The sequence below is a fragment of the Spirosoma migulaei genome, assembly GCF_054776855.1.
On record NZ_BAAHBG010000010.1, the window covers coordinates 187458 to 208153 of the forward strand.

Below are 20696 nucleotides of genomic sequence, written 5' to 3' on the forward strand. Positions count from 1 at the left end.
ACCAGAATTAATAGAATCGAAAGTATCAATAGAGTCGAAACTTCACACACTTAGGCGCAGATGAGATAGTAGCCCAAGGTATGCATTTATGAAAAAAGACAGGGATTTTAGCAAATTTAGGCGTCGATATAACGAATGCCGATGTAAAATCCCCTATTTTCGGGCCAGTACTTACATCCAGATGTTTAAATTTATCCCTTTTGTATGGCCAAACTGATTATCGTGGACGACGAACAAAAAATTCGGGCGGCTCTACGCGATATTTTAGAATATGAAGGCTACGATGTTGACGAAGCGAAAGACGGCGAAGAAGGGCTGGACATGATTCTAAAGGCAAGCTATGATGTCGCCTTGTGCGATATAAAGATGCCCAAAATGAATGGCCTGGAGGTGCTTGCGAAAGTTAGCGAAGCGGAAAAAAGCACCCAGGTTGTCATGATTTCGGCCTTTGGTAATGTTGAGAATGCCGTTGAAGCAACTAAACGCGGAGCCTTTGATTTCATCACCAAACCACCCGATCTCAACCGCCTACTCATTACCGTTCGCAACGCCATTGAGCGAGCCAAACTAGTTCAGGAAACCAAAACGCTGAAGAAGCGCATCTACAAACTGAACGAAATCGTTGGCGAATCGGAACCGATCAAGAAAGTTAAAGATACGATTAACCGCGTAGCCGCTACTGAAGCCAGGGTACTGGTAACCGGAGCCAACGGGTCAGGGAAAGAAATGGTGGCCAAGCAAATTCATGAGAAAGGTAGCCGGGCAAACCAGCCATTAGTTGAAGTAAACTGTGCTGCCATTCCCAGTGAACTAATTGAGAGTGAACTGTTTGGGCACGAGAAAGGCTCATTTACGGGAGCAGCTGCACGCCGGGTAGGTAAGTTTGAACAAGCTGACGGTGGTACGCTATTCCTCGACGAAATTGGCGACATGAGCTTGTCGGCACAGGCAAAAGTGCTACGGGCATTACAGGAGAGCAAGATTACCCGCGTTGGGGGCGATAAAGAAATTAAAGTCAACGTACGGGTAATTGCGGCTACCAATAAAGACCTTCGGCAGGAAATTGTAAACGGAAACTTCCGTGAAGACTTATTTCACCGCCTGAGTGTCATTATGATTCATGTACCACCCCTTGCCGAACGGCGCGTTGATATACCACTCCTGGCCGATAAGTTTCTGCATGACATCGCAACCGAATATGGAGCTCCTGCAAAAGACCTCTTACCCGACGCGATGAATTACTTGCAGTCGCTTCCCTGGACAGGAAATGTTCGGGAGCTACGGAACGTCATCGAGCGTCTGGTTATTATGTGTGGCGACGAAATTACGCTGGAAGACGTGAAGGCCTATGCGTAATAGTTGAACCTGGATTTTTATGATTTTGCTGAGCGACTATGATTGTAGTAGTAACCATTCATAGAAAGCAAAATCATAGTCAGTCAGCAAAATCACAAAAATCCAGGTTTAGATTACCATTAAATTACAGCCTCTTACATCGGAATTATCGAATCGGCCAATGACCCGGAAATTGCCAGACGGGGTGGTTTCACCTTCCAAACTAACATACTGGCCTAAATCCTGGGTTTCAATGAACGAACACGAGTCCAGATTGGCTAAATCGACTATGTTCATTCCGCCCGTCTGTCGAGACCCAAGGCGATTAGTTATCTCTGGATAAAGTGAAAATGGGTCGTTAATGTCACGAAGGAAAACACGTAACGTTGCGCTTGGCTGGAATAGTCCATCACCCTTTGAATACGCCTGAGATAGCAATTCGGTCATACCGTACTCAGAATGAATGGCTTGTACCCCCAGCCGTTTGGTTAGAATTTCGTGAACCTCTTCGCGAAGCAGTTCTTTCCGTCGACCTTTCATACCACCCGTTTCCATAACGATAAGATTCGGCAACGCTCCCAGAAAGGACAAATCCGGCTCCGACTCGGCCCAATCCAGCAAGCCAAACGTAACGCCAATGAGCAAAATCTTTTTCTGATCGGGCTGTTGGGCTAGTTTTCGCAGTCGTTCTGTCAACTCGGCATGGTTGTGCAGAAAAAAACCGGATGTGGGTTCATCAGCCCCGTTCATTTGCGAGTGATTACTCCGGAAGCTTTCACTCTGAGCCATAAATTGCTGAACCATATACACGAGCGAGGAGTTATTTCGTTCAAGATAAGACGGTAGCAGCGCCAGAATATGAAAGTTGTTGAGCGGGCCATATGTCTGCTCAAAAATTTGGGTGCTAATGGTATTATAAAGGGCTAAATCTGGCACAAAATGACGGCTAGTCTGTTCACCAGTAGTGCCGCTACTGGCAAAGGTCAGCGTATCGGTACTCTCTGGGTTACAGGTTGTGTCAATGCCGGTTAACACCGGATGTTTTTTAAAAAAACCAATCGGCATAAACGGCACCTGACGCAGGGTCCTAATTTGTTCAGGCTGGCAATTCAGGTGATGCAGGTAGGCTTTGTACAAGGGGTTAAAAACCGCCTGATACTGAAAAACAGCTAGTGCCAGCGATTCGAACGCAGGACGGTCCGGCAAGTTCGAACTAAGTTCCAGAATCTGCTGCCGGAGTGAGTTCCGAAGTAAAGCAGCTTCGGGTGTGAGTGTTAATGAAAAAGACAAAATAACTAAAGCGTTTATTGCACAACGAGTACAACAGTATGCGACGGCAACAAATTCAACCGTATTTATTCGTAGTAGGCATTGCCCTGACTTTAACGGCCTGCTTCAACGAACCAAATTACTCAAATACCCCATCCATTGAGTTTAAAGGGATGTTTAAATACCAGATCGCAGCGGGCAAAGGGGTCGGTCAGTCGAAACGAGATTCTGTTGTGATTACCATTGGCTTCAAAGATGGTGATGGTAATCTCGGTATCGACAATCCGTCCGAAACGACGATTTCCAGTTACTCGGCCAACGGCGGCTGGGGAAATTATGAAATCAAAGCGCTTCGACTCGTCAATAAGCAATATGTAGAGTACCCACAGCCTATCTATAAAACCTTGTTTTTCCCTGAACTGACCAAAGGAAAACCTAAAGGAGCGATTGAGGGGTCGTTGGATTTTAATCAACTTTTTACGTACGGTACAACAAATGTATTTTACCCGACTAAGTTTCAGATTCGAATTCGGGATCGCGACTTTAACGCTAGCAATGTAGTTGAAACCGATACCATAACTCTACCCTACTTAAATTGACCACATATGTGGTCAATTTTCATTTAAGACAATCCGAAAGGTAGTTCCTTTACCGACTTCTGAGCTTTTAACAAATAGTCGTCCATTGTGGTATTCTTCCACAATACGCTTGGCGAGTGTTAGTCCCAATCCCCAACCGCGCTTTTTAGTACTAAATCCCGGCGAAAATACTTTTTGCATGTTGGCCTTAGAGATGCCTTTACCCGTATCAGTAATGTCGATGGCGACCCCTTTGTGCGGCAAAGGCACAATATTCAGCCGTAGCTCGCCCACGCCTTTCATGGCATCAACCGCATTCTTACAAATATTTTCGATAACCCACTCAAAAAGCAATTTATTGATTTTCACCTGCTGATTGGCAGGCAACTGGCTGGCCAGTGTCATTTTTACTTTTGTGGAAATCCGCTTTGCCAGATAATTGGTGAACTGCTCAACCACCTCATTCAGATTTTCCTCTTTCAAGGTCGGCACAGAACCAATACTCGAAAAACGGGCAGTAATTGTTTCCAACCGTTGAACGTCTTTTTCAATTTCGTCGGTAATTGATCCGTCATATTGCTCAGGGTCAGAGCGCATATACTCGACCCAGGCCATCAACGACGACATGGGCGTACCTAGCTGGTGGGCTGTTTCTTTCGCTAAGCCAACCCACACCCTATTCTGCTCTGCCCGACGCGATGAACTAAACGATAAATAAGCGAGCACGCCCAAAGCGGTCAGAATGGCCAGAAGTGCATAGGGGAAATAGGCTATTTGCCGCAGCAGGCTTGAGTTGGTATAATAAACCAGGCCCTGTTCGTTATTGCCCAAATCCACAACCAGCGGTCCATGCTTTTTACGCATTTCGGCAGTCTTTTGCTTTAAGAACTTCTGAGTTTCTTCGGGCGTCAGCCCAGCGGGCATATCATCAATATTTTTGTGAGCCGCAAATGCCCCGCTGGGGTCAACATAAATAGCGGGTATTGTCGTATTGGCCTGAATGATTTGGTCGGTTACAAATGTCAGGTCGCCGGCATCCGGGTGACTTGAGCCAAACAAATAACCTATACTTTTGGCATAGAGCTGCACATACTGTTCCTCTCGGTTCTCCAGTTTATTGATGAGCCGTTCTGTATAGAGCAGCGACCCTGTTCCAACTAACAGAAAGTTCAGGGCTACAACAATTTTCAGAATATTATTCTGATTATAAATATCGAATGATTTCAGCATGTGGTCTTGCTGGCTGCAATTGTCAAAACAACTGTTTCTTTCAAAAGCAACATTATGCAACTAAAAATTAAGCGGTATCGCAAAGCTAAACACATTGTCGGCCCGATTACCTTAGCCAATAGGTCTACATGTTGTATAAACGCTAAATTTCGTTTAAATGTCTAAATCTGAACGTCTGGGAAGCCACTAATGTTACAAGTTTGAATAGGATTGAACACAGAACCACGACATTTATTTGGATGGATTCTAAATAACAGACCACTTGCGTCGTGCTTGTTTTTATCCGATAATAATGCCGTAATTTTGTAAAGGCTAGAAGCCAGTAAAGGTGATTTAGTACCATGTTAGATACCTTCAAAGCAATTAGTTTATCTCATAAAATGGCACCTCTCCAGGTGCGGGAACTAATTGCACTAAACGAAGACGAAGCCAAGCGACTGATGATTCGGTTGCGGGATTTTTTTGGGCTGTCTGATTTGCTTGTTATCTCAACCTGTAATCGCACGGAAGTATATTACGCGGCTGAGCAGGACCTTAACAGTGATATTGCGCGCTTATTACTCATTGAAAAAGGTCTGACAGATACGGCTAATTATTTGCCTTATTTTCAGTTTTTTGAGTCAAATGACCAGGCCGTTCGGCACCTGTTCGAAGTATGCGTTGGCTTACATTCGCAGGTGGTGGGCGACATGCAGATTCCCAATCAGGTGAAGCAGTCGTACCAATGGTCGGCCGATCTGGAAATGGCGGGGCCATTTCTGCACCGGTTGATGCACACGATCTTCTTCACCAACAAGCGGGTTGCCCAGGAAACGCCCTTCCGCGATGGAGCGGCTTCCGTTTCTTACGCTGCCGTGGAACTGATTGATGAGTTAGTCGGCGAACATCAGAATCCAAATGTGCTGGTCATTGGCCTTGGCGAAATTGGCACTGATGTTTGTAAGAACCTCGAGTCCCGTAAGCTAACGAACATCACCCTTTGCAACCGTACCCAGACAAAGGCCGAAATCTTAGCCGAGCAATTCGGTTTTCGGGTAGCTGATTTTGCTAATTTAACCGACGAAATTCGCCGGGCAGATGTTATTATCTCGTCTGTTATGCGGGATGATCCGCTCATTACGCCTGAATTACTTCAGGATGTTAATGTATTGACATTCAAATACTTCATTGACTTATCTGTTCCCCGTAGCGTAGATACAGCCGTTGAGCAGATTCCGGGTGTGCTGGTTTATAATATCGACCATATCCGCAATCGTGCCGATGAAGCTTTAAATCAGCGATTAGCAGCTATTCCGCAAGTTGAAGCCATAGTTACGCAGGCGGTGGCCGAATTTGGCGATTGGTCCAAGGAGATGGTTGTATCGCCAACAATCAATAAGCTAAAAAATGCCCTTGAGCAGATTCGTCGTGACGAAATTGCCCGGCATCTAAAACATTTGACCCCGGACGAGTCGGAAAAAGTAGACAAAATCACACGGGGTATTATGCAGAAAATCATTAAACTGCCCGTACTCCAACTTAAAGCAGCCTGCAAACGTGGTGAAGCCGAAACGCTGATCGACGTTCTGAACGATCTATTTGACCTGGAAAAACAGTCTATCGACGAACAAAAGCATTCTTATTAGTCAGCATTTTCTTTTCAACAAGAAGCCCCTAATTCAGTACTGAATTAGGGGCTTCTTGTTGAAAAGAAAATGCTGACTAAACTATACGGCCGTCATCAATTCAGGATAACAGCTAGTGAATCCATCATTTCTTTTTAGGCGCGGCTTTTTTAGCGGGTGCAGTTGCTTTAGGGGTACTCGTAGCCGGTTTTGCCGGGCTTTCCTCTTGCCCAGGTGTTATCCCCAACTTTTTCAATACCAGGTCCGTAATATTCGTTTCCTCTGGTGCATATAGGATGTCTCTGGAGTTGCCAGTATTTAAAATATGTGTATACCCGTTTTCTTTAGCCACACTATCAATTGCCTGTTGAATTTTAGTTAGGGTTGGGCTAACTAATTGCCGGTATTTACTTTGTAAAGCTTCGTCAGCAGATCGGCTAAATTCCTGAATGCGAGCCTGTAATCCCTGTAATTCCGTTTCACGGTCTTTCCGAATAAGATCGGACATTTGTGCTACTCCTTTTTGATAGGCCGTATATTTTTCCTGAAACTCCTGTTGTAATCGCTTCAGCTCAGTCTCCGACTGTTTCTGCTGAACAGTCAACAAATTCGTAATTACCTTATTTTCGTCGGTTTGAGCCAGAATATAATCAATCCGCGTATGGCCTATTTTTACGGTTTGAGCTTGTACATGCAGGCAAGTCGCGGTCAAGAGTACGGCAAGTGCAAGGCTAAAAGTTTTCTTCATTTTACTGGTTAGATTATTCTGGAATAGACAAGTGTAAATCTGCTTTCGCGTTGTATACGTGTGGACTAGAGCAGCTATTTCAACAAATTTACCGATTAACTACCACAGATTGCTCAGCAATGTAGTTATTAGACATATTTAACATACCATGACCCGACTCATAAACGCGCTGTTCCGCCTGTTTCTCATTGCAGTACTGATTGCAGGGCTAATTGCCATTTGGGAGCAGATCCGAGGCACTAGTTTCCTTAGTCGCTTCCGACGGGGAGATACTACCACCCAGCGTATCGTTTTGAAAGAAATTACCGCCCTGGGGAAACTGGAGCTGGTGAAATACACCTTTAAAGATATTGTTGAGCACGAACAGGTAAATACCTTTCTGCCAAATGCCAATGCCATCTTGATTGTAGAAGGTGAAGCTACTGGCTGTATCGACCTAACTAAAATCACGATGGCCAACATCACAACAGAAGATGATTCCGTGACCGTTCAACTGCCCAAACCCGAACTATGTACCTGGAAAATCAACCATGACCGGTCGCGGGTATACGATACGCATTTTTCGTTTCTGGATCAATCGCAGTTGGTTAGCGATGCCTACCGGAAAGCCGAACGGCAGGTTAGGCAGTCGGCACTGGATGGTGGTATTCTGGACCAAACTCGCCAGAACGCCAACCAGATTCTCCGACCCATGCTTGAACGGATTTCCGGCAAAAAAATAGGGTTGACCTTTATGAAGTAGCAGCAAACAGAAACCCCGGTCAGTTTAACTTATACCATTGAACAGCCTTCAGCGGGGCACGTCGATAAGCGGCTTTTGCCTGCACGGCCGATGGACCATAGTATTTTTCGAGGTAGTCTAAAACCACTTTCTCCGATTCGCCCAAATCCCAGAGTTTGTGGTATTTCTGCATCCATCGAATACGCTCTATCCAGCCTGCCCGCGTGAAACGATGCTGTAAAATAAGTTTCGATGAGTGACAAGCCGTACACTGCGATTTAATCATCATCAGGTTTGGCGCATCGACCAATCCGCTTTCGGCATCAATTTTCAAAGTATCCGCCACAAGTGATGACTGCGGGATTGGTTGTCGGGTAGTAGTTGCCTCATGGAAACTAGTCATACCAATCAGCACCGCACCAATTAATACTAAAGCTTTTATACTATGCATGGCTTTCAATTATAGGGAGAACTGAACCTCCCAGATTCACGCTAAACAACTGCTTTTACGGCAATCCGATGGCAGGCATTATTGAGGTAACCGCCGGGATTCCATTGCGGAATAACCATGGGCTGGGTAACGCCATTGCTATCTGTGGCACGCACCCATAGTTCGTAATAACCCACTTGTGGAAATAGCACCTCTGCCGACCAATGCTGCCAGGCCAGTCGGTTTTTTGCGGCTTGCAATTTGCTTTTTTGCCAGGTTGCGCCATAATCAATGGATGTATGTACCTCCGCAACAGATCGGTCTCCAGCCCAGGCATGTCCCCGCACCATAAGTGGCTTTTTCACATCCACCATAGCCCCTATTTTCGGATACGTAATCAATGACTTAACGGGCATAGACTCGATAATCCGGAAATTCTCGGGTGTTTCAGCAATCTTCTCTCCTGGCTGCACAGGCCGAATTGGCATTCGGTAACTATGCCCTTCCATTTTGGCGCCATCATGTTCTTTATTTCGCACAGCAATGGTATGCAACCACTTGCCGGATACCGAAGCAGGCCAGCCACCAATAACCAGCCGCAGTGGGTAACCGTGCACCAGTGGGATATCCTGTCCATTAACCGCCCAGGCAATTAATGTCTCATTTTCAAGCGCTTTTTTGATAGGTACTCCGCGCGAAATGGCCACTTTGGTAGGGTCCTGACTCAGATGCGGATCTTTACCATAATAGCCAATATAAACCGCGTCGTCTTTCAAACCGACATCAGCCAGAATATCTTTCAGACGAACACCCGTCCACTCCGCACAACTCACAGCGCCCTGATCCCAGGGATTGCCTGTTGTTTGTGGCTCGAATCCCGACCGACCGTTGCCCCCACACTCCAGCGTAAGTTGGTAGGTATGGTTAGGAAAACGTTTTTTTAGTTCGGCAAGGGTATAGGTTTTCTCGGCCTTCACCGACTCGCCTTTAATGGTTAAAGTCCAGGTTGTTGGATTAATGGGCTCTGATGGAATGAGTCCATTATTCCGAATAAACATCTTGTCAACGGGCGTAACAGCATCGTCTAACAGATGAATCGGGCTTTCTACATTCCAGGGTTTATCGCCTAGCACTTTCATTTCGGAGCTTTTCCCCTTTAATGGATCATAATCAAGCGCAAGCGGAATGTAATGGGCAGGTATCTTGTCGGCAAAAGCAACATTGGTTCCTACCAAAGCAGTCAAGGTAGCCAACGCACTTTTTTGAAGAAATCCCCGCCGGTCATGAATCTGGTTCTGCATAAAATTAAGTTTCTTATTCAGGCCGATTGGGCCATCCACCGCCTATTCTGGTTACGGTTCTTATAGCTAAAGCAACATTCGCTACAAAAGTAACGTCCGCTTTTGGGAAATTGCGTAATCTAATTCAGTCAGGATCCGTATTTATGATTTGGCCGTATAAACATTATCCTGCTTATGAGTAGTGTATTTAACAGTTTTTAAGGAATATAGCATTTGAAAAAAGCGTTTTGGCTATAACTGAATTAATTGCTCGATGTGCTATGAATACGACCCCGCCAGCCGTCACGAACGGTGACCTTTTAATTGCCGAACCGTTCATGGGCGACACTAACTTTGAACGCAGTGTAGTATTGGTTTGCGAGCATAGTCAGGCTGGTACGTTCGGTCTGGTTCTGAATCAGCTTACCGATATTCATCTGAGCGATGTAATTGAAGAAATTCATCCAGATCTACCTTTGTTTGTGGGAGGGCCAGTCCAACAAAATACGCTGCATTTCATACACCGTCGCCCCGATCTGATTGATGGGTCAATTCGTGTTGTCGATGGCTTGTACTGGAGTGGCGATTTTGAGCAAATCAAACGGGCCGTTAATCTGGGAACGCTTACCGAGCGCGATGTTCGCTTTTTTATTGGGTATTCGGGCTGGAGCGAAGGCCAACTGGATGCCGAACTCGTTCAGAAAGCCTGGATCATTAGCCGTATCACCGCCGACTTCCTCTTCGACACACCCACCAAAGAATTTTGGCGGGGTGTTTTAAAACGCATGGGGGGCGAGTACAAAGCAATCGCTCACTATCCGGTTGATCCACGGCTTAATTAACATTTTTTGACATTCTGCCGGACAGATAAACGGGGGTCTTCTTAACTTTTTTAACCAATTTTGTACGGTCCGACGTTTCGGGCGGTCGGAAGGCCGCACCCCGATGTTTTGGCTAAAACCGTTATCGGAAGGTTAACTTCCTCTCAGCAGCTCCGTATGTACATGTACCGATTATTTCTTTTTATCTTTTTAGTAGCTTCACCTTTAGTTACTCTGGCACAAAGTGACAAGCCTGTTGGCGGCCATTTTGGTGTAAAAATCGGAGCTTCCTTTACTCAAATAGCCATATCGGGAAGTACCGTCAATATCCCCCACCGTGCCCTGGAACCCCATTTGGGTCTTATATATCGGTATCGGTATAATCGCTGGGTAGTTCAGCCAGAAGCCATACTGTCTATCCGGGGCGGCACTTTTCAGCAGGAACAATCGAATGGTAGCCGGACTACAACGGGGGTTTCCTATTACTACGCCAGCCTTCCCTTAATGTTGGGGTACATTCCAACCGAAGGGTTGACGGTGCAGGTGGGTCCTGAATTTAGTTACGCACTTAACGCCGGACAAACAGGCGGACCAAGTACCAATAATGACCTCGGTCTGGCAGTGGGTGTCCACTACGATTTTCTGGACATGCTTAACAAATTCAGTTTGAATGTCCGATACATCTACGGTTTCACCAATGTATCGCCCGAAGCAACGGCATCGTATTATAACCGAAACCTTCAGGTCTCGATGGTGTATAACCTGTTTCCTAAGAAGAAGAAAAAGTAAATTTGTATTAGGAGCGAGAAGCATGTAATGGGAAGGCTAGCGCCTATCCTTGTGTCTATGGCAGTATTCTAATACGCACTCCTCACTCCCAGTACTGTCAAACTATGCTCTCCGACTTTGGTATTCTTCTGCTGTTTATTCTGGCCGCGTTCGCGTTTATCGCCGTCGTGCTTTTTGTAGCTCGGTTACTACGACCCAGTAGACCGAACGTGGAGAAAAACAGCACGTACGAATCGGGAGAAGAACCGATTGGCAATGCCAATGTGCAGTTCAATATCCGATTTTACGTAGTTGCTTTAGTGTTTGTCCTGTTTGATGTTGAACTGGTCTTTCTGTTTCCCTGGGCCACCGTGTTTGGGCAAGAACGGCTGGTCAAAGCAACGAATGGACTTTGGGGCTGGTTCGCCCTGACCGAAGTAACTTTATTTGTCATTATTCTAGCTTTAGGGCTTGCCTATGTTTGGGCAAAAGGCTACCTTGATTGGGTAAAACCCCAACCGAAAGTACCAACAATAGAGACAAAGGTACCGACGGCCTTATACAGGCAAGTAAATGAGAAGTATCAGCGGTGACAGGATTGTATTAAAGTTGACTCTTCTTCTGAACCCATTTTTACTACGCTGCTGGTTAACAATTCTTATTAGTGGTTCACGATCAACATCCTTATGGGCTCAACAACCTACGGCGGATGTATATAAAATTAAAGTCGTTACAAAAGCGGGGGATCGCTTCCGCGGAACATTGGCAGAGGTGACGGATTCGTATCTTTACTTTGGAAATGAAAGGCGTAGTATGTCATCAGGTAGAATCCCATTCGCCAATATTCAAAAAGTAGTGATTCGGCGGAAGAGCAAAAAAAATGCCCTGATCAGTGGAGCCATTGTCGGTGGGCTACTGACGGGCTACGTAGCGAACCAATCACTACAAAAGAATCCAGTTCGAGGGCCAGTTATCTACGGCTTGACGTTAACGCTTTCAGCCGCGGGTGGTGCAGCAGCTGGTTTGTTAGTAGGCTCAGCTCTTGGCAATCTGAACCGTCGGGTTATTCGCCCATTGGACCAACGAAATCCCGACCTGAGCCTGTTCCGACAACTCCAGCCGTTCAGCTGGCGCTATCAACAGGATATCATTAATCGCCTACCTCAAAAAGAAAATTAACATGACCTCTCCCTCAATAACCGATAAATCAGGCGAAGCCAGTGTTATGCTCATGCACTCCGAGGATCTGCTGAACTGGTCGAGGGAGAAATCACTGTGGCCGCTTACGTTTGGACTAGCCTGCTGCGCTATTGAAATGATGGGCGCCATGACCGCCAGTTATGACCTCGAACGGTTCGGTATTTTTCCGCGCCCTTCGCCCCGGCAGTCGGATATTATGATTGTATCCGGTACAGTCACGTATAAAATGGCTGATCGTATTCGGCGGCTTTACGAACAAATGGCGGAGCCCCGTTACGTCATTTCGATGGGATCGTGCTCCAACTGCGGTGGCCCTTACTGGCAGCATGGCTACCATGTGGTGAAAGGAGTAGATCGTATTATTCCAGTCGATGTATACGTACCTGGTTGTCCTCCCCGCCCCGAAGCCCTGATCGATGGCTTCCTGAAATTACAGGAAAAAATAAGAACCGAACACCCTTTGTCAACTAAGTAATGGGGTTAACAGTCAAGGTTAACAACTCGCTATTCCCTGTTGCAATACCAAACTGTATACCTTGAACCGTAGACCCTAAATCAAACACCCCGTGAATACGCTCTCGACCACCCTTCGCCAAACACTTGGGTCAATCCGGCTTCTGTGGTTGATCTACGGAATCACGCTGGTACTGGGTTTGTTAGCGGCTCTTCCCTTTTACAACACCCTTAAGGTAGAAGATCAGAATTCGTTAGCGTTCCTAAACTTACTCAACGGGTTCGACTATACTATTTACTCTGATTTTATGAACCGCAGTCAACGGGTTATTTCTCCCCTGATAAGCGTAGGTCGATGGCTAGGTCTTGTGTATATAGTTCTAAGCGTTTTTTTCGCAGGAGGTATCTTACTACGCTTTTCTCAGCCCAACAACCCATTCAATGCTGGCCTCTTCTGGCAAGGCTGTAGTCATTATTTTGGCCGGTTTCTGCGATTAGTTTTGGTGACCCTTCTATTTGTCGTGATCGGTGGCGGACTATGGCTGGTGGCAGGGTCTTTAGTGGGCGTTGTCTTCAATGATACCCTGACCGAACGGGGGCAGTTTTGGATCGGAGCCATTTTTTTTGCCCTGTTTGCCCTCACAGCTACCCTCCTGCTTTGTATTGGCGATTATGCTAAAGTGCTAATGTTTCGGGAAGATGAGCATAATGCCTTTCGGGCATTTGGGCAAGCTGGCCGATTGGTGCTTCGTAATCTGGCGCGAACCTATGGCCTATACGTAGTACTGATTTTGATAGGAACTGGCCTGTTCGGCGTTTACTTTATTCTTGACGAAGCCATTCTGATGAGCAACTGGCTAACCATTCTGATCATGTTTTTCATTCAGCAGAGTATGATTTTCGCCCGCGTTGGGCTAAAGGTTTGGTCGTTGGGAACTGCATACAACCAATACGCAAAGCTGCCTAGACCAATTCCCGTTCCTCAATCAGTTCAAGTAGCAATTCCCCTTATTGAACCTGATAGTGACGCTCCGCTACGCCCAGCGGAATCATAAACGTCCATACTGAATTCTTTAGATACCACTACCTGGAGAATCTCCACGACCAATAGAATTGATAGAATTCAGTAAAATCAACAACGAGTACTGGTGATCTTTTCTTTATACTGAAACAGCGGTTAAGCTCTGTTCTTTTCTGATTTTGCTCAATGGCCAGTGCTTATCAACCAGGGTAATGAACCAGAGCGTTGCAATGGTAGGCAACAGGTACTTATCCCAGCCAATATGGGCTTTCCCTATCAAGATTAGATTAAGAAGAACGATCCAGCCTGCCAGCCCGCTTTTAGGGCTGGCAAACCGTAGAACCGTCAATAGCATCAGAGCACCAAAAATGAGTTGTTTAGCTGTTCCCACAATCCCTATTAACTCCAGATGTCGGTCAAAAAAACCTAAGTTCTTAACAACAAAAAAACCATCGTACATCTGTTGAGCAGGGAAAAAAGTAATCATCAGACCAATTAGCATAATCCAGCCAATTAACCACGGACGTTGCTTCGATTCAAGCGCGTAGAATTGCAGTTTTCGGGTTAGTAGCAGTTCAGGTAGCACATAGTAAAGGCCAAGGCAGGCCGATGCATACAGAACGAACCCCGGATTATAAGTCAGTTTGTGAACGGTATCATTGTATTTTTGCCGGGCCACTTCAGGAGCTGGCCCAAGCCCGTGCCAGAAAATTACCCAACCAATTAACGTAAGGCCGGCAATAACATAATAAATCAGATAAGGCTTCTTCAGAACCCAACGTACTGATTCCTGCCAACTTATAAAACGAAATACTGCTGGGCTGATTTCATAACAGAGAATAATAGCCGGGAATACAACAGCATATTGCCGGGAACTAATAGCGGCTATAAAAAATAAACAGCTAGCCCAATGCAGCTTCTTTATGTAAAACACCCAGCCCATCAGGATAAACGTGAGTGCTACTATATCGGTGTAGAAGATTGTACTACAAAAATAGTAATACGGGAACAGAACCAGGCCTAGAGCCGCTAACCAGAAACGGCCCGCATTGGGGCTAAGTTTGAGAAAGAGCATCAATATGCCGAAACTCAGGCCAAAATTCAGGATTCTCAAATACTGGATAGAATGGCCGAATGCATTGATAACCCACCCAGCAATCATAAATGGCAATGGAGCAATCACCTCAGGGTAATTATTGAGCAGATGTGCTGATGGAATGGGTTCTTTACTAAATAGAAGAACAGTGGGCCAAAAATGAACCTCATCGCCGAAAAGCGTGAAAGCCAGGTTTCCTCTATATAGAAATATTGATACATAAATGACGCCAAGAATAAGTAGAGCAACAAGTCTATAAAAACGCATACTAAGAGAGTGAAAGTAGGTCTGCGCTCAAAAATAGATTTTAATAAAAGATAAAGCTATTTATTAGTATAAATAATAGTATCAGTTATATAGTAAACGGTCAGGATTTACTCGCGACCAATAAAAGCACAAACCGGTTGCCGGCGATTTGTGCGAACATTTTTACTTCCTATAGAAAATACAGTAATATACTAGGCAAGTGTTGAGACCTGGTGGCCGATCAGCAGCCTAGCTGAACAGGTTATATTTTACAATGCAATAGATGGCTCGGAATCCATCTTTCCAGTTAATTTTCTTTCCCTCCTCATAGGTTCTCCCGTAATAGGATATGCCTACTTCATAAATACGAATTCCAGGAATTTTAGAGATTTTGGCCGTTACTTCTGGCTCAAAGCCAAACCTTTTCTCGTTCAGGCTAATCCCTTTAATTACATCGGCCCGAAACAATTTGTAGCACGTTTCCATATCCGTCAGGTTCAGATTCGTGAACATATTACTGAGAAATGTCAGAAACTTATTACCGATTGTATGCCAGAAGAACAGGATCCGATGTGCATTGCCGCCCATAAACCTCGACCCATAAACAACATCGGCAAAGCCATCGAGAACGGGTTTCAACAGGATATTGAACTCATCAGGATCATACTCGAGATCAGCATCCTGAACAATCAGGTAGTCGCCCGTGGCAGCTTGGATTCCGGCATGTAATGCGGCACCCTTCCCTTTATTAAGAGTATGCGCTACATACTGCATTTCGGATGACGGATGCGCTCGAATAAAATTTTGTACAACAGTTTCTGTGTTATCCTTTGAGCAGTCATTGACAATAATTATTTCTTTGCTAACCGCAACAGGCAACTGTACATCTACCAGCTTAGTTAGTATCTTTTCAATGGTCTTACCCTCATTATAAGCGGGTACGATTACGGACAGTTTCATACGTTGTAGCAAGGAAATTACAGCGAACCATACAATTGGTACGCAATTGAACAGAGAACAAACAGGCAACACATTACCAGAATAAGGGCCTCCTGCTGCGTTTCGTTTTTTTGAAGACTACACCATGCCAAACAGGGGGCAACAGTGGCAAATACGGAAATACGCTCGTACAGGTAGGGGAGCGTCACTAATAGTACAGCCGCCCCCAGTAATCCAAAAAATAATGAGTAATGATCTCGGTGAAGTCGTAGCCAGCCAAAGCCAATCACTACATAACTAATGACCCAGCCAGCCTGATAATAGGCACCAAATACCCGTTGGCTTGCTTCGCGGGCAATGGCTATAATATCAGCAATAAAATACAATGCAATAGCCGCTAAAAGTAAGCTCGCAATAACAGTACATGAATAGGTTTTATGTTCCCTGATATCAGCAATGGTTCTATTGCCAACTAGCCACAGCGTACTTCCAGCCAGCATCAATACGGTACCTAAATAGCCAAATGAGGGTTTCCCATTAACATGGTACTCCTTAAAAAAGACATGATTAACAAATTTCGGCGGATACATACCTCCCCAGGTCAGCCAGGTAATCAAAACGCCTGAAACCGCAAGGAGCCCAAGGATAATAACGCGGCTAACTTCTTTTCCCTGAAGTGGCAATCTGGGCATAAACAAGCCAATAGCCCCCCCGATAAACACTTGAAAATTAACGGCAATTGGTAAAAACAACAGCCCAATTTTCTTATTCTGGCGGGTCAGTGTCCAAAAAATAGAGAAAAGTAAAATACCGGGCAGAAACGGGTGAGCCCGAACGCTATAGATTAACACATAGGGATTAAATAGAACAGCTAAGGCTTTATAGCTGGTGGACCGCAAATGGAATAAAACTAAACCAAGCCAACAGAACAGGGAAAGAATACGACCGAGCAGTAGAAACTGAGCTCCGGCAAAATCGCCGATAATTGCCTGCAACGATGCAACTACCCATAAATAAAACGATGAGATTGACCAATAAGGAGACAGATCCAGAGCAGGCCAAAGCGAATAGGCTTGTTCGAAGGAAGGTAGATAAGCACCTCCTTCATCTCCTCTTGCTTGCTGAGTTAAAACAAAATAGACTAGTATAAATAGGGTTACGCTAATTAATCCACCGTAAATCAGCGGGAGTTTTTTTACTGGCATATAAAAATAGCAGGAACGTCAAGTTACCTAATAGAGCTTTTTTACCAAAAGCGCCACAAAAGTAAATACATTTCCCTATCTATTGTCAATTCAAGTTACCATATAAATCAAAAAATACATTAATAATCATTTTTAGATACATATTTATTGCTAAAAATGAACTTATTGCCTATAAAAAGATAAGTGATTTGCTGAGAAATTACCTGAAAATCAATTCCTAGTTAGCCGTAAAACCCCTAACTGCCCTGAAGGGGGATTTGCCTATACTTAGACAAAGTCCCTTTCAGGGCAGTTAGGGGTTTCAGATAGTCTCTGAGATTTCGGGTTACCCCTTATTTAACCAAAATCAGCACAGATAAAATGGTATAAGCTATCAGAATCAGGTAGGTTCGGCCATTCAGAAACCCAGGGAATAGTTGTACTAATATATACCCAATAAAGGGCCAGGGTTGAATAAGATAACGCTCAAAAAATGGATGATTACCCCCAACAAACGCCTGGGAAACGATAAAGAACAGGACAAAAACGATTGAGAATACCAGTCCTTTATCTGTATAATCCTTTGCGCGTATATACGTGCTTATCTGCTCAATAATGATTCCAAGACTGATAAAACTCAGACTGTAAACAACAAACAGAGCTAGCTTGAGAGCCAGCTCACCTCTTGCTTCTATCCAGGCCAAACCATGCTCAATAGGGCCACTAAATACATCATCAACAGAAGACGAATCGTGAAAGAAATTGACTCGAAATAAAGTTAGGAGCAGCGCGGCCAATACCCCAATAAGTACCGTACGAATGAGCGCTTTCGACTGCCAGTGTGCATTGACCAACACAATTGGCGTAAGGTATATACCTGTCAAAGCGAAGGCTGTAAAAGGGCGCAATGCATTGAAACTAACACCCGAACGCAACTTCGACCACTGATGGAAAGCGGGGGGCGTTAAGCCTCCCCAGAGCAAAATCAACCCTACCAAGGGAAGCAGACTAATGCCTATGGCCATATACAGTAGCCCTCGTTTGACCAGCACGTCTTTCAATCCATACTGTACATAGTACTCCCAATCGGTCAGTACCAAAACGATAAATACGACAGGCAAGAGAGGAATATAGTAAAAGCGGGCAATCGTAGTGATGCCCAGCAATAGGCAACCTAGAAAAAAAGGCAATAGGCGTTGAAATCGCGAAATTGACAGAAGAAGCAAGCCGACAAACAAAAATATAAGCGAGGGTCCTTCGGTTTCGATTGTAGAGACACTTAAGAAAAAATAAGGGCAAACAAGCATAAACCAGCTCGCGGCCAGAATCTTTTGCTGCCTAGCGACAGACAACGTCTTGATATGCACGTATGTAAATCCGGCCACTAGCAGAAGAGTGGCACAGGTAATAAGTCTAAGCCCGATAAAATCGATCCCAGGAAATAACCTCATCCATAAAGCAAACCAGATATGACTGGCCACGCCCGTGGGGGGTATATGCTTGTATAGGCTTGTCAGGTTAACGCCAGCGTTAGCAAAGGCCCTACTAGCTATCAGGTGGAAATCTTCATCCAAAATACCGTACCGGGCCTCAAGGGCAAGTGCACTCGCAAGGATCAAGTAAACAACACAAATTGCGATAAAATACTGAGGATAAAACTTGCGCCCCTCGGGTATAGATGAATTGTTGGATACAGGAAAATAAGCCTTTGATAACTTCATTAAACTATAGAGGATTGAGTTTCGCGAACGTTTACGCTAAACTGTCAGATTGGCCAGAAAGTTAAACCAGGTAGTCAATGATCATACTTGTAACCAAAAGCGCACATTAACTACAATAAAGGTTGATATTGAACTAAGGATGCAGCACGAAATTAAGTGTATTTCACCAGCTATTCTCATTAGTAACTTTCCCTCCTTGGGCAATCGGGCCAACTCCTCAGTTCTATGATAATTTTCAAAAAAATAGTTCAACTACAGTGAGGTATTAAAGTCCAAACTTGTCTATGTTAAGTACTACCCGCTTAACGGACGTTTGTATGCAGCCAGTACCGTTATTTAACGAGCAACCCAATACCGATAACCCGGCCCGACCATCAGCAAACCATCAACCCGAGCCCGTAACCAAAGTGACGGATGATGAATTACTGTTAAGGCAACTGTTCATACAGGACGCCCGGCAAGGCTGCGCACTATTGTTCAGACGCTATTATACAAATCTGGTCAATCATGCCGTTCGCTTTGTTTATTCAAAAGAAGTAGCCGAAGATTTAGTGGCCGAAGTGTTCACTGTCTTCTGGCAGGATCGTACGTTTGACCAGATTACTACCTCATATCGGGCCTATCTGTACAAAGCGGTTCGCCACCGGGCTTACAATTACCTGCGCTGGGAACTCCACAAGTCCGATTCGTTAGACCTGGCCGATAACCAATCCATGCCCGCATCACTACAACCCGATCAGGTGCTGCACTATAGTGAACTCCATCAGAAAATTGAATCGGTTATTCAGAATCTACCTCCCCAATGCCAGCGCGCTTTTCTACTCAGCCGAATTGAAGGCAGGAAATACACTGAAATAGCCCAGGACTTGCAAATCAGCACCAGTGGCGTTGAGAAACTGCTCATCAGAGCCCTGGGTAAACTACGGCAGGAACTGAAAGCAGACTGGTTTATTACGCTGGTTTTGTGGCTGGCAACTGGCGCTGCCTATGTAGTATGTGAGGTAACGCGTACGCAACTTGTCTAACCGACAAATCATCAATCAGCTATGAAACCGTCGCTTACAAAAACCATTGTCTTTGATTTTTTTGACGGGAAAGCCACGGCTATCCAACGAAAATACATTGAAGCCTGGCTGGCTGATGAAGCTAACCAGGAAACCTACTATCAATACCTCGATGAATGGGAAAGTCAACGCCCGCAGTTCGCCGTAGACGCTGACAAAGCGCTGGATGCCTTCCTTCCCGTTCTGGAGGATACGAATCCCCGCACGCTTCAGCCCAAAATCATAAAAAATACACCGTCGTTCTGGACAAAACACTGGCTGGGTTTGCGTATTGCGGCTTCTGTGCTGCTGGTAAGCTTGCTAGGTGGGTTTCTGTTCCGTGCACAACTACTTTATACGTCCTACCAGACCGCCTACGGACAAACCTCGACCGTTCAACTCTCCGATGGCACATCGGTTGTACTCAATGCCAACTCCACTCTGCGTGTACCCCGCTTCGGATTTGGGAGCGATACCCGCGATGTGTTTCTGGAAGGTGAGGGTGAGTTTACCGTAACGCATACGGCCAATAATCAGCGCTTTATTGTGCGAACACCCGGCAACTTTCAGATAGAAGTACTGGGAACCGAATTCGTTGTTTACGCTCGGGAACGGGGTAAACGGGTCTTCCTCAACAAGGGGAAAGTCAAGTTAGGTCTCCCGCAGGGGCAACAACTCTACATGAAGCCCGGTAATGTGGTAACGATTGCCAACTCGGGACGCTACAAGCTCACTCAATCCGCGCCCGCCCGGCCCTATTTAGCCTGGAAAGAGCACTGGTTTTACTTCGACAATACATCCCTGGCCGAAGTGGCGCAACAAATTCAGGAACGCTTCGGGGTGAAAGTGGTCGTTACGGATTCCCTCCTCTCCCAACGACGTATTGCGGGCAATTTCAAGGCAGAGAAAGCGGATGATCTGTTACAGATCCTGTCCGAGCTCCTCAACCTGAACATTGTGAAGACCCGCCATCACATTGAATTAAGTACTCCTAAACAACCTTACTAAA

At 45.4% G+C, this 20696-nt stretch carries 21 protein-coding genes; 12 read left to right on the forward strand and 9 right to left on the reverse strand.

The genetic code is table 11. The features are described 5' to 3' along the window. Nucleotides 1-204 precede the first annotated feature (204 nt). Nucleotides 205-1356: a sigma-54-dependent transcriptional regulator gene (locus ACYVGO_RS11365; RefSeq protein WP_142771460.1), complete on the forward strand. Its 1152-nt coding sequence runs from the start codon at nt 205-207 to the stop codon at nt 1354-1356. 108 nt (nt 1357-1464) lie between these two features. On the opposite strand, the gene ACYVGO_RS11370 is transcribed toward ACYVGO_RS11365, so the two are convergent. After that, nucleotides 1465-2625 carry a LuxE/PaaK family acyltransferase gene (locus tag ACYVGO_RS11370; protein ID WP_460969365.1) on the reverse strand — a complete coding sequence of 387 codons (1161 nt, stop codon included), beginning with the start codon at nt 2623-2625 and terminating at the stop codon, nt 1465-1467. A gap of 38 nt (nt 2626-2663) precedes the next feature. On the opposite strand from ACYVGO_RS11370, the gene ACYVGO_RS11375 reads away from it, so the two are divergent. Further along, nucleotides 2664-3203 (forward strand): hypothetical protein, encoded by a 540-nt coding sequence (locus ACYVGO_RS11375; RefSeq protein ID WP_142771458.1) that lies wholly within the window; start codon nt 2664-2666, stop codon nt 3201-3203. A gap of 12 nt (nt 3204-3215) precedes the next feature. On the opposite strand, the gene ACYVGO_RS11380 is transcribed toward ACYVGO_RS11375, so the two are convergent. After that, complete coding sequence (locus tag ACYVGO_RS11380) at nt 3216-4412, reverse strand: sensor histidine kinase (RefSeq protein WP_460969366.1); 1197 nt, start codon at nt 4410-4412, stop codon at nt 3216-3218. A gap of 341 nt (nt 4413-4753) precedes the next feature. Between ACYVGO_RS11380 and hemA the strand changes: the two genes are divergently transcribed. Next, complete coding sequence (gene hemA / locus ACYVGO_RS11385) at nt 4754-6037, forward strand: glutamyl-tRNA reductase (RefSeq protein WP_142771456.1); 1284 nt, start codon at nt 4754-4756, stop codon at nt 6035-6037. A gap of 124 nt (nt 6038-6161) precedes the next feature. Here hemA and ACYVGO_RS11390 read toward each other — a convergent pair whose 3' ends face one another. Next, nucleotides 6162-6764, reverse strand: coding sequence for an OmpH/Skp family outer membrane protein (locus ACYVGO_RS11390; protein WP_142771455.1), 603 nt, complete (start codon nt 6762-6764; stop codon nt 6162-6164). Between the two features lie 148 nt (nt 6765-6912). On the opposite strand from ACYVGO_RS11390, the gene ACYVGO_RS11395 reads away from it, so the two are divergent. Beyond that, nucleotides 6913-7506: a DUF4230 domain-containing protein gene (locus tag ACYVGO_RS11395; protein WP_460969367.1), complete on the forward strand. Its 594-nt coding sequence runs from the start codon at nt 6913-6915 to the stop codon at nt 7504-7506. A 19-nt stretch (nt 7507-7525) separates the two neighbouring features. On the opposite strand, the gene ACYVGO_RS11400 is transcribed toward ACYVGO_RS11395, so the two are convergent. Together ACYVGO_RS11400 and ACYVGO_RS11405 are read right to left on the reverse strand one after the other, a co-directional pair. Further along, the gene (locus ACYVGO_RS11400; RefSeq protein WP_460969368.1) at nt 7526-7936 is read right to left on the reverse strand and encodes a hypothetical protein; all 411 of its coding nucleotides are present in this window, start codon (nt 7934-7936) and stop codon (nt 7526-7528) included. 41 nt (nt 7937-7977) lie between these two features. After that, nucleotides 7978-9216 (reverse strand): sulfite oxidase, encoded by a 1239-nt coding sequence (locus ACYVGO_RS11405; RefSeq protein WP_142771452.1) that lies wholly within the window; start codon nt 9214-9216, stop codon nt 7978-7980. A gap of 260 nt (nt 9217-9476) precedes the next feature. Here ACYVGO_RS11405 and ACYVGO_RS11410 point away from each other — a divergent pair, with 260 nt between their 5' ends. The 6 genes from ACYVGO_RS11410 to ACYVGO_RS11435 all read left to right on the forward strand — a co-directional run bounded on the left by ACYVGO_RS11410 (nt 9477) and on the right by ACYVGO_RS11435 (nt 13492). Further along, nucleotides 9477-10037, forward strand: a complete 561-nt coding sequence (locus ACYVGO_RS11410) for a YqgE/AlgH family protein (protein ID WP_142771451.1) — start codon at nt 9477-9479, stop codon at nt 10035-10037. A 156-nt stretch (nt 10038-10193) separates the two neighbouring features. Continuing rightward, nucleotides 10194-10805, forward strand: a complete 612-nt coding sequence (locus ACYVGO_RS11415; RefSeq protein WP_460969369.1) for a porin family protein — start codon at nt 10194-10196, stop codon at nt 10803-10805. 104 nt (nt 10806-10909) lie between these two features. Then, complete coding sequence (locus ACYVGO_RS11420) at nt 10910-11377, forward strand: NADH-quinone oxidoreductase subunit A (RefSeq protein WP_142771449.1); 468 nt, start codon at nt 10910-10912, stop codon at nt 11375-11377. A gap of 220 nt (nt 11378-11597) precedes the next feature. Then, nucleotides 11598-11963 (forward strand): hypothetical protein, encoded by a 366-nt coding sequence (locus ACYVGO_RS11425; protein WP_460969370.1) that lies wholly within the window; start codon nt 11598-11600, stop codon nt 11961-11963. A gap of 1 nt (nt 11964) precedes the next feature. Then, nucleotides 11965-12459, forward strand: a complete 495-nt coding sequence (locus ACYVGO_RS11430; RefSeq protein ID WP_142771448.1) for an NADH-quinone oxidoreductase subunit B — start codon at nt 11965-11967, stop codon at nt 12457-12459. Nucleotides 12460-12550: 91 nt separating this feature from the next. Continuing rightward, nucleotides 12551-13492 (forward strand): hypothetical protein, encoded by a 942-nt coding sequence (locus tag ACYVGO_RS11435; RefSeq protein ID WP_460969371.1) that lies wholly within the window; start codon nt 12551-12553, stop codon nt 13490-13492. A gap of 105 nt (nt 13493-13597) precedes the next feature. Here the strand turns inward: ACYVGO_RS11435 and ACYVGO_RS11440 are convergent, their stop codons facing one another. The 4 genes from ACYVGO_RS11440 to ACYVGO_RS11455 all read right to left on the reverse strand — a co-directional run bounded on the left by ACYVGO_RS11440 (nt 13598) and on the right by ACYVGO_RS11455 (nt 18113). Then, nucleotides 13598-14821 (reverse strand): hypothetical protein, encoded by a 1224-nt coding sequence (locus tag ACYVGO_RS11440; protein ID WP_460969372.1) that lies wholly within the window; start codon nt 14819-14821, stop codon nt 13598-13600. A 228-nt stretch (nt 14822-15049) separates the two neighbouring features. Next, complete coding sequence (locus ACYVGO_RS11445; protein WP_460969373.1) at nt 15050-15760, reverse strand: glycosyltransferase family 2 protein; 711 nt, start codon at nt 15758-15760, stop codon at nt 15050-15052. A 17-nt stretch (nt 15761-15777) separates the two neighbouring features. After that, a complete protein-coding gene (locus ACYVGO_RS11450) occupies nt 15778-16944 on the reverse strand; it encodes a hypothetical protein (protein ID WP_460969374.1) in 1167 nt (388 codons plus the stop codon). Between the two features lie 332 nt (nt 16945-17276). Next, a complete protein-coding gene (locus tag ACYVGO_RS11455) occupies nt 17277-18113 on the reverse strand; it encodes a hypothetical protein (protein ID WP_460969375.1) in 837 nt (278 codons plus the stop codon). Between the two features lie 848 nt (nt 18114-18961). On the opposite strand from ACYVGO_RS11455, the gene ACYVGO_RS11460 reads away from it, so the two are divergent. Together ACYVGO_RS11460 and ACYVGO_RS11465 are read left to right on the forward strand one after the other, a co-directional pair. Further along, nucleotides 18962-19669 carry an RNA polymerase sigma-70 factor gene (locus ACYVGO_RS11460; RefSeq protein ID WP_460969376.1) on the forward strand — a complete coding sequence of 236 codons (708 nt, stop codon included), beginning with the start codon at nt 18962-18964 and terminating at the stop codon, nt 19667-19669. Between the two features lie 21 nt (nt 19670-19690). Beyond that, complete coding sequence (locus tag ACYVGO_RS11465; RefSeq protein WP_460969377.1) at nt 19691-20695, forward strand: FecR domain-containing protein; 1005 nt, start codon at nt 19691-19693, stop codon at nt 20693-20695. The last annotated feature ends 1 nt before the right edge of the window (nt 20696 follow it).

Excerpts from the sequence above, each read along its gene's own strand:
- ACYVGO_RS11410 (WP_142771451.1), top strand. The coding sequence starts at position 9,477 with ATGAATACGACCCCGCCAGCCGTCACGAACGGTGACCTTTTAATTGCC.
- ACYVGO_RS11400 (WP_460969368.1), bottom strand. The coding sequence starts at position 7,936 with ATGCATAGTATAAAAGCTTTAGTATTAATTGGTGCGGTGCTGATTGGT.
- ACYVGO_RS11415 (WP_460969369.1), top strand. The coding sequence starts at position 10,194 with ATGTACATGTACCGATTATTTCTTTTTATCTTTTTAGTAGCTTCACCT.
- ACYVGO_RS11430 (WP_142771448.1), top strand. The coding sequence starts at position 11,965 with ATGACCTCTCCCTCAATAACCGATAAATCAGGCGAAGCCAGTGTTATG.
- ACYVGO_RS11365 (WP_142771460.1), top strand. The coding sequence starts at position 205 with ATGGCCAAACTGATTATCGTGGACGACGAACAAAAAATTCGGGCGGCT.
- ACYVGO_RS11465 (WP_460969377.1), top strand. The coding sequence starts at position 19,691 with ATGAAACCGTCGCTTACAAAAACCATTGTCTTTGATTTTTTTGACGGG.
- ACYVGO_RS11420 (WP_142771449.1), top strand. The coding sequence starts at position 10,910 with ATGCTCTCCGACTTTGGTATTCTTCTGCTGTTTATTCTGGCCGCGTTC.
- ACYVGO_RS11445 (WP_460969373.1), bottom strand. The coding sequence starts at position 15,760 with ATGAAACTGTCCGTAATCGTACCCGCTTATAATGAGGGTAAGACCATT.
- ACYVGO_RS11395 (WP_460969367.1), top strand. The coding sequence starts at position 6,913 with ATGACCCGACTCATAAACGCGCTGTTCCGCCTGTTTCTCATTGCAGTA.
- ACYVGO_RS11375 (WP_142771458.1), top strand. The coding sequence starts at position 2,664 with ATGCGACGGCAACAAATTCAACCGTATTTATTCGTAGTAGGCATTGCC.
- ACYVGO_RS11405 (WP_142771452.1), bottom strand. The coding sequence starts at position 9,216 with ATGCAGAACCAGATTCATGACCGGCGGGGATTTCTTCAAAAAAGTGCG.
- ACYVGO_RS11390 (WP_142771455.1), bottom strand. The coding sequence starts at position 6,764 with ATGAAGAAAACTTTTAGCCTTGCACTTGCCGTACTCTTGACCGCGACT.
- ACYVGO_RS11440 (WP_460969372.1), bottom strand. The coding sequence starts at position 14,821 with ATGCGTTTTTATAGACTTGTTGCTCTACTTATTCTTGGCGTCATTTAT.
- ACYVGO_RS11425 (WP_460969370.1), top strand. The coding sequence starts at position 11,598 with ATGTCATCAGGTAGAATCCCATTCGCCAATATTCAAAAAGTAGTGATT.
- ACYVGO_RS11450 (WP_460969374.1), bottom strand. The coding sequence starts at position 16,944 with ATGCCAGTAAAAAAACTCCCGCTGATTTACGGTGGATTAATTAGCGTA.
- ACYVGO_RS11380 (WP_460969366.1), bottom strand. The coding sequence starts at position 4,412 with ATGCTGAAATCATTCGATATTTATAATCAGAATAATATTCTGAAAATT.
- hemA (WP_142771456.1), top strand. The coding sequence starts at position 4,754 with ATGTTAGATACCTTCAAAGCAATTAGTTTATCTCATAAAATGGCACCT.
- ACYVGO_RS11460 (WP_460969376.1), top strand. The coding sequence starts at position 18,962 with ATGCAGCCAGTACCGTTATTTAACGAGCAACCCAATACCGATAACCCG.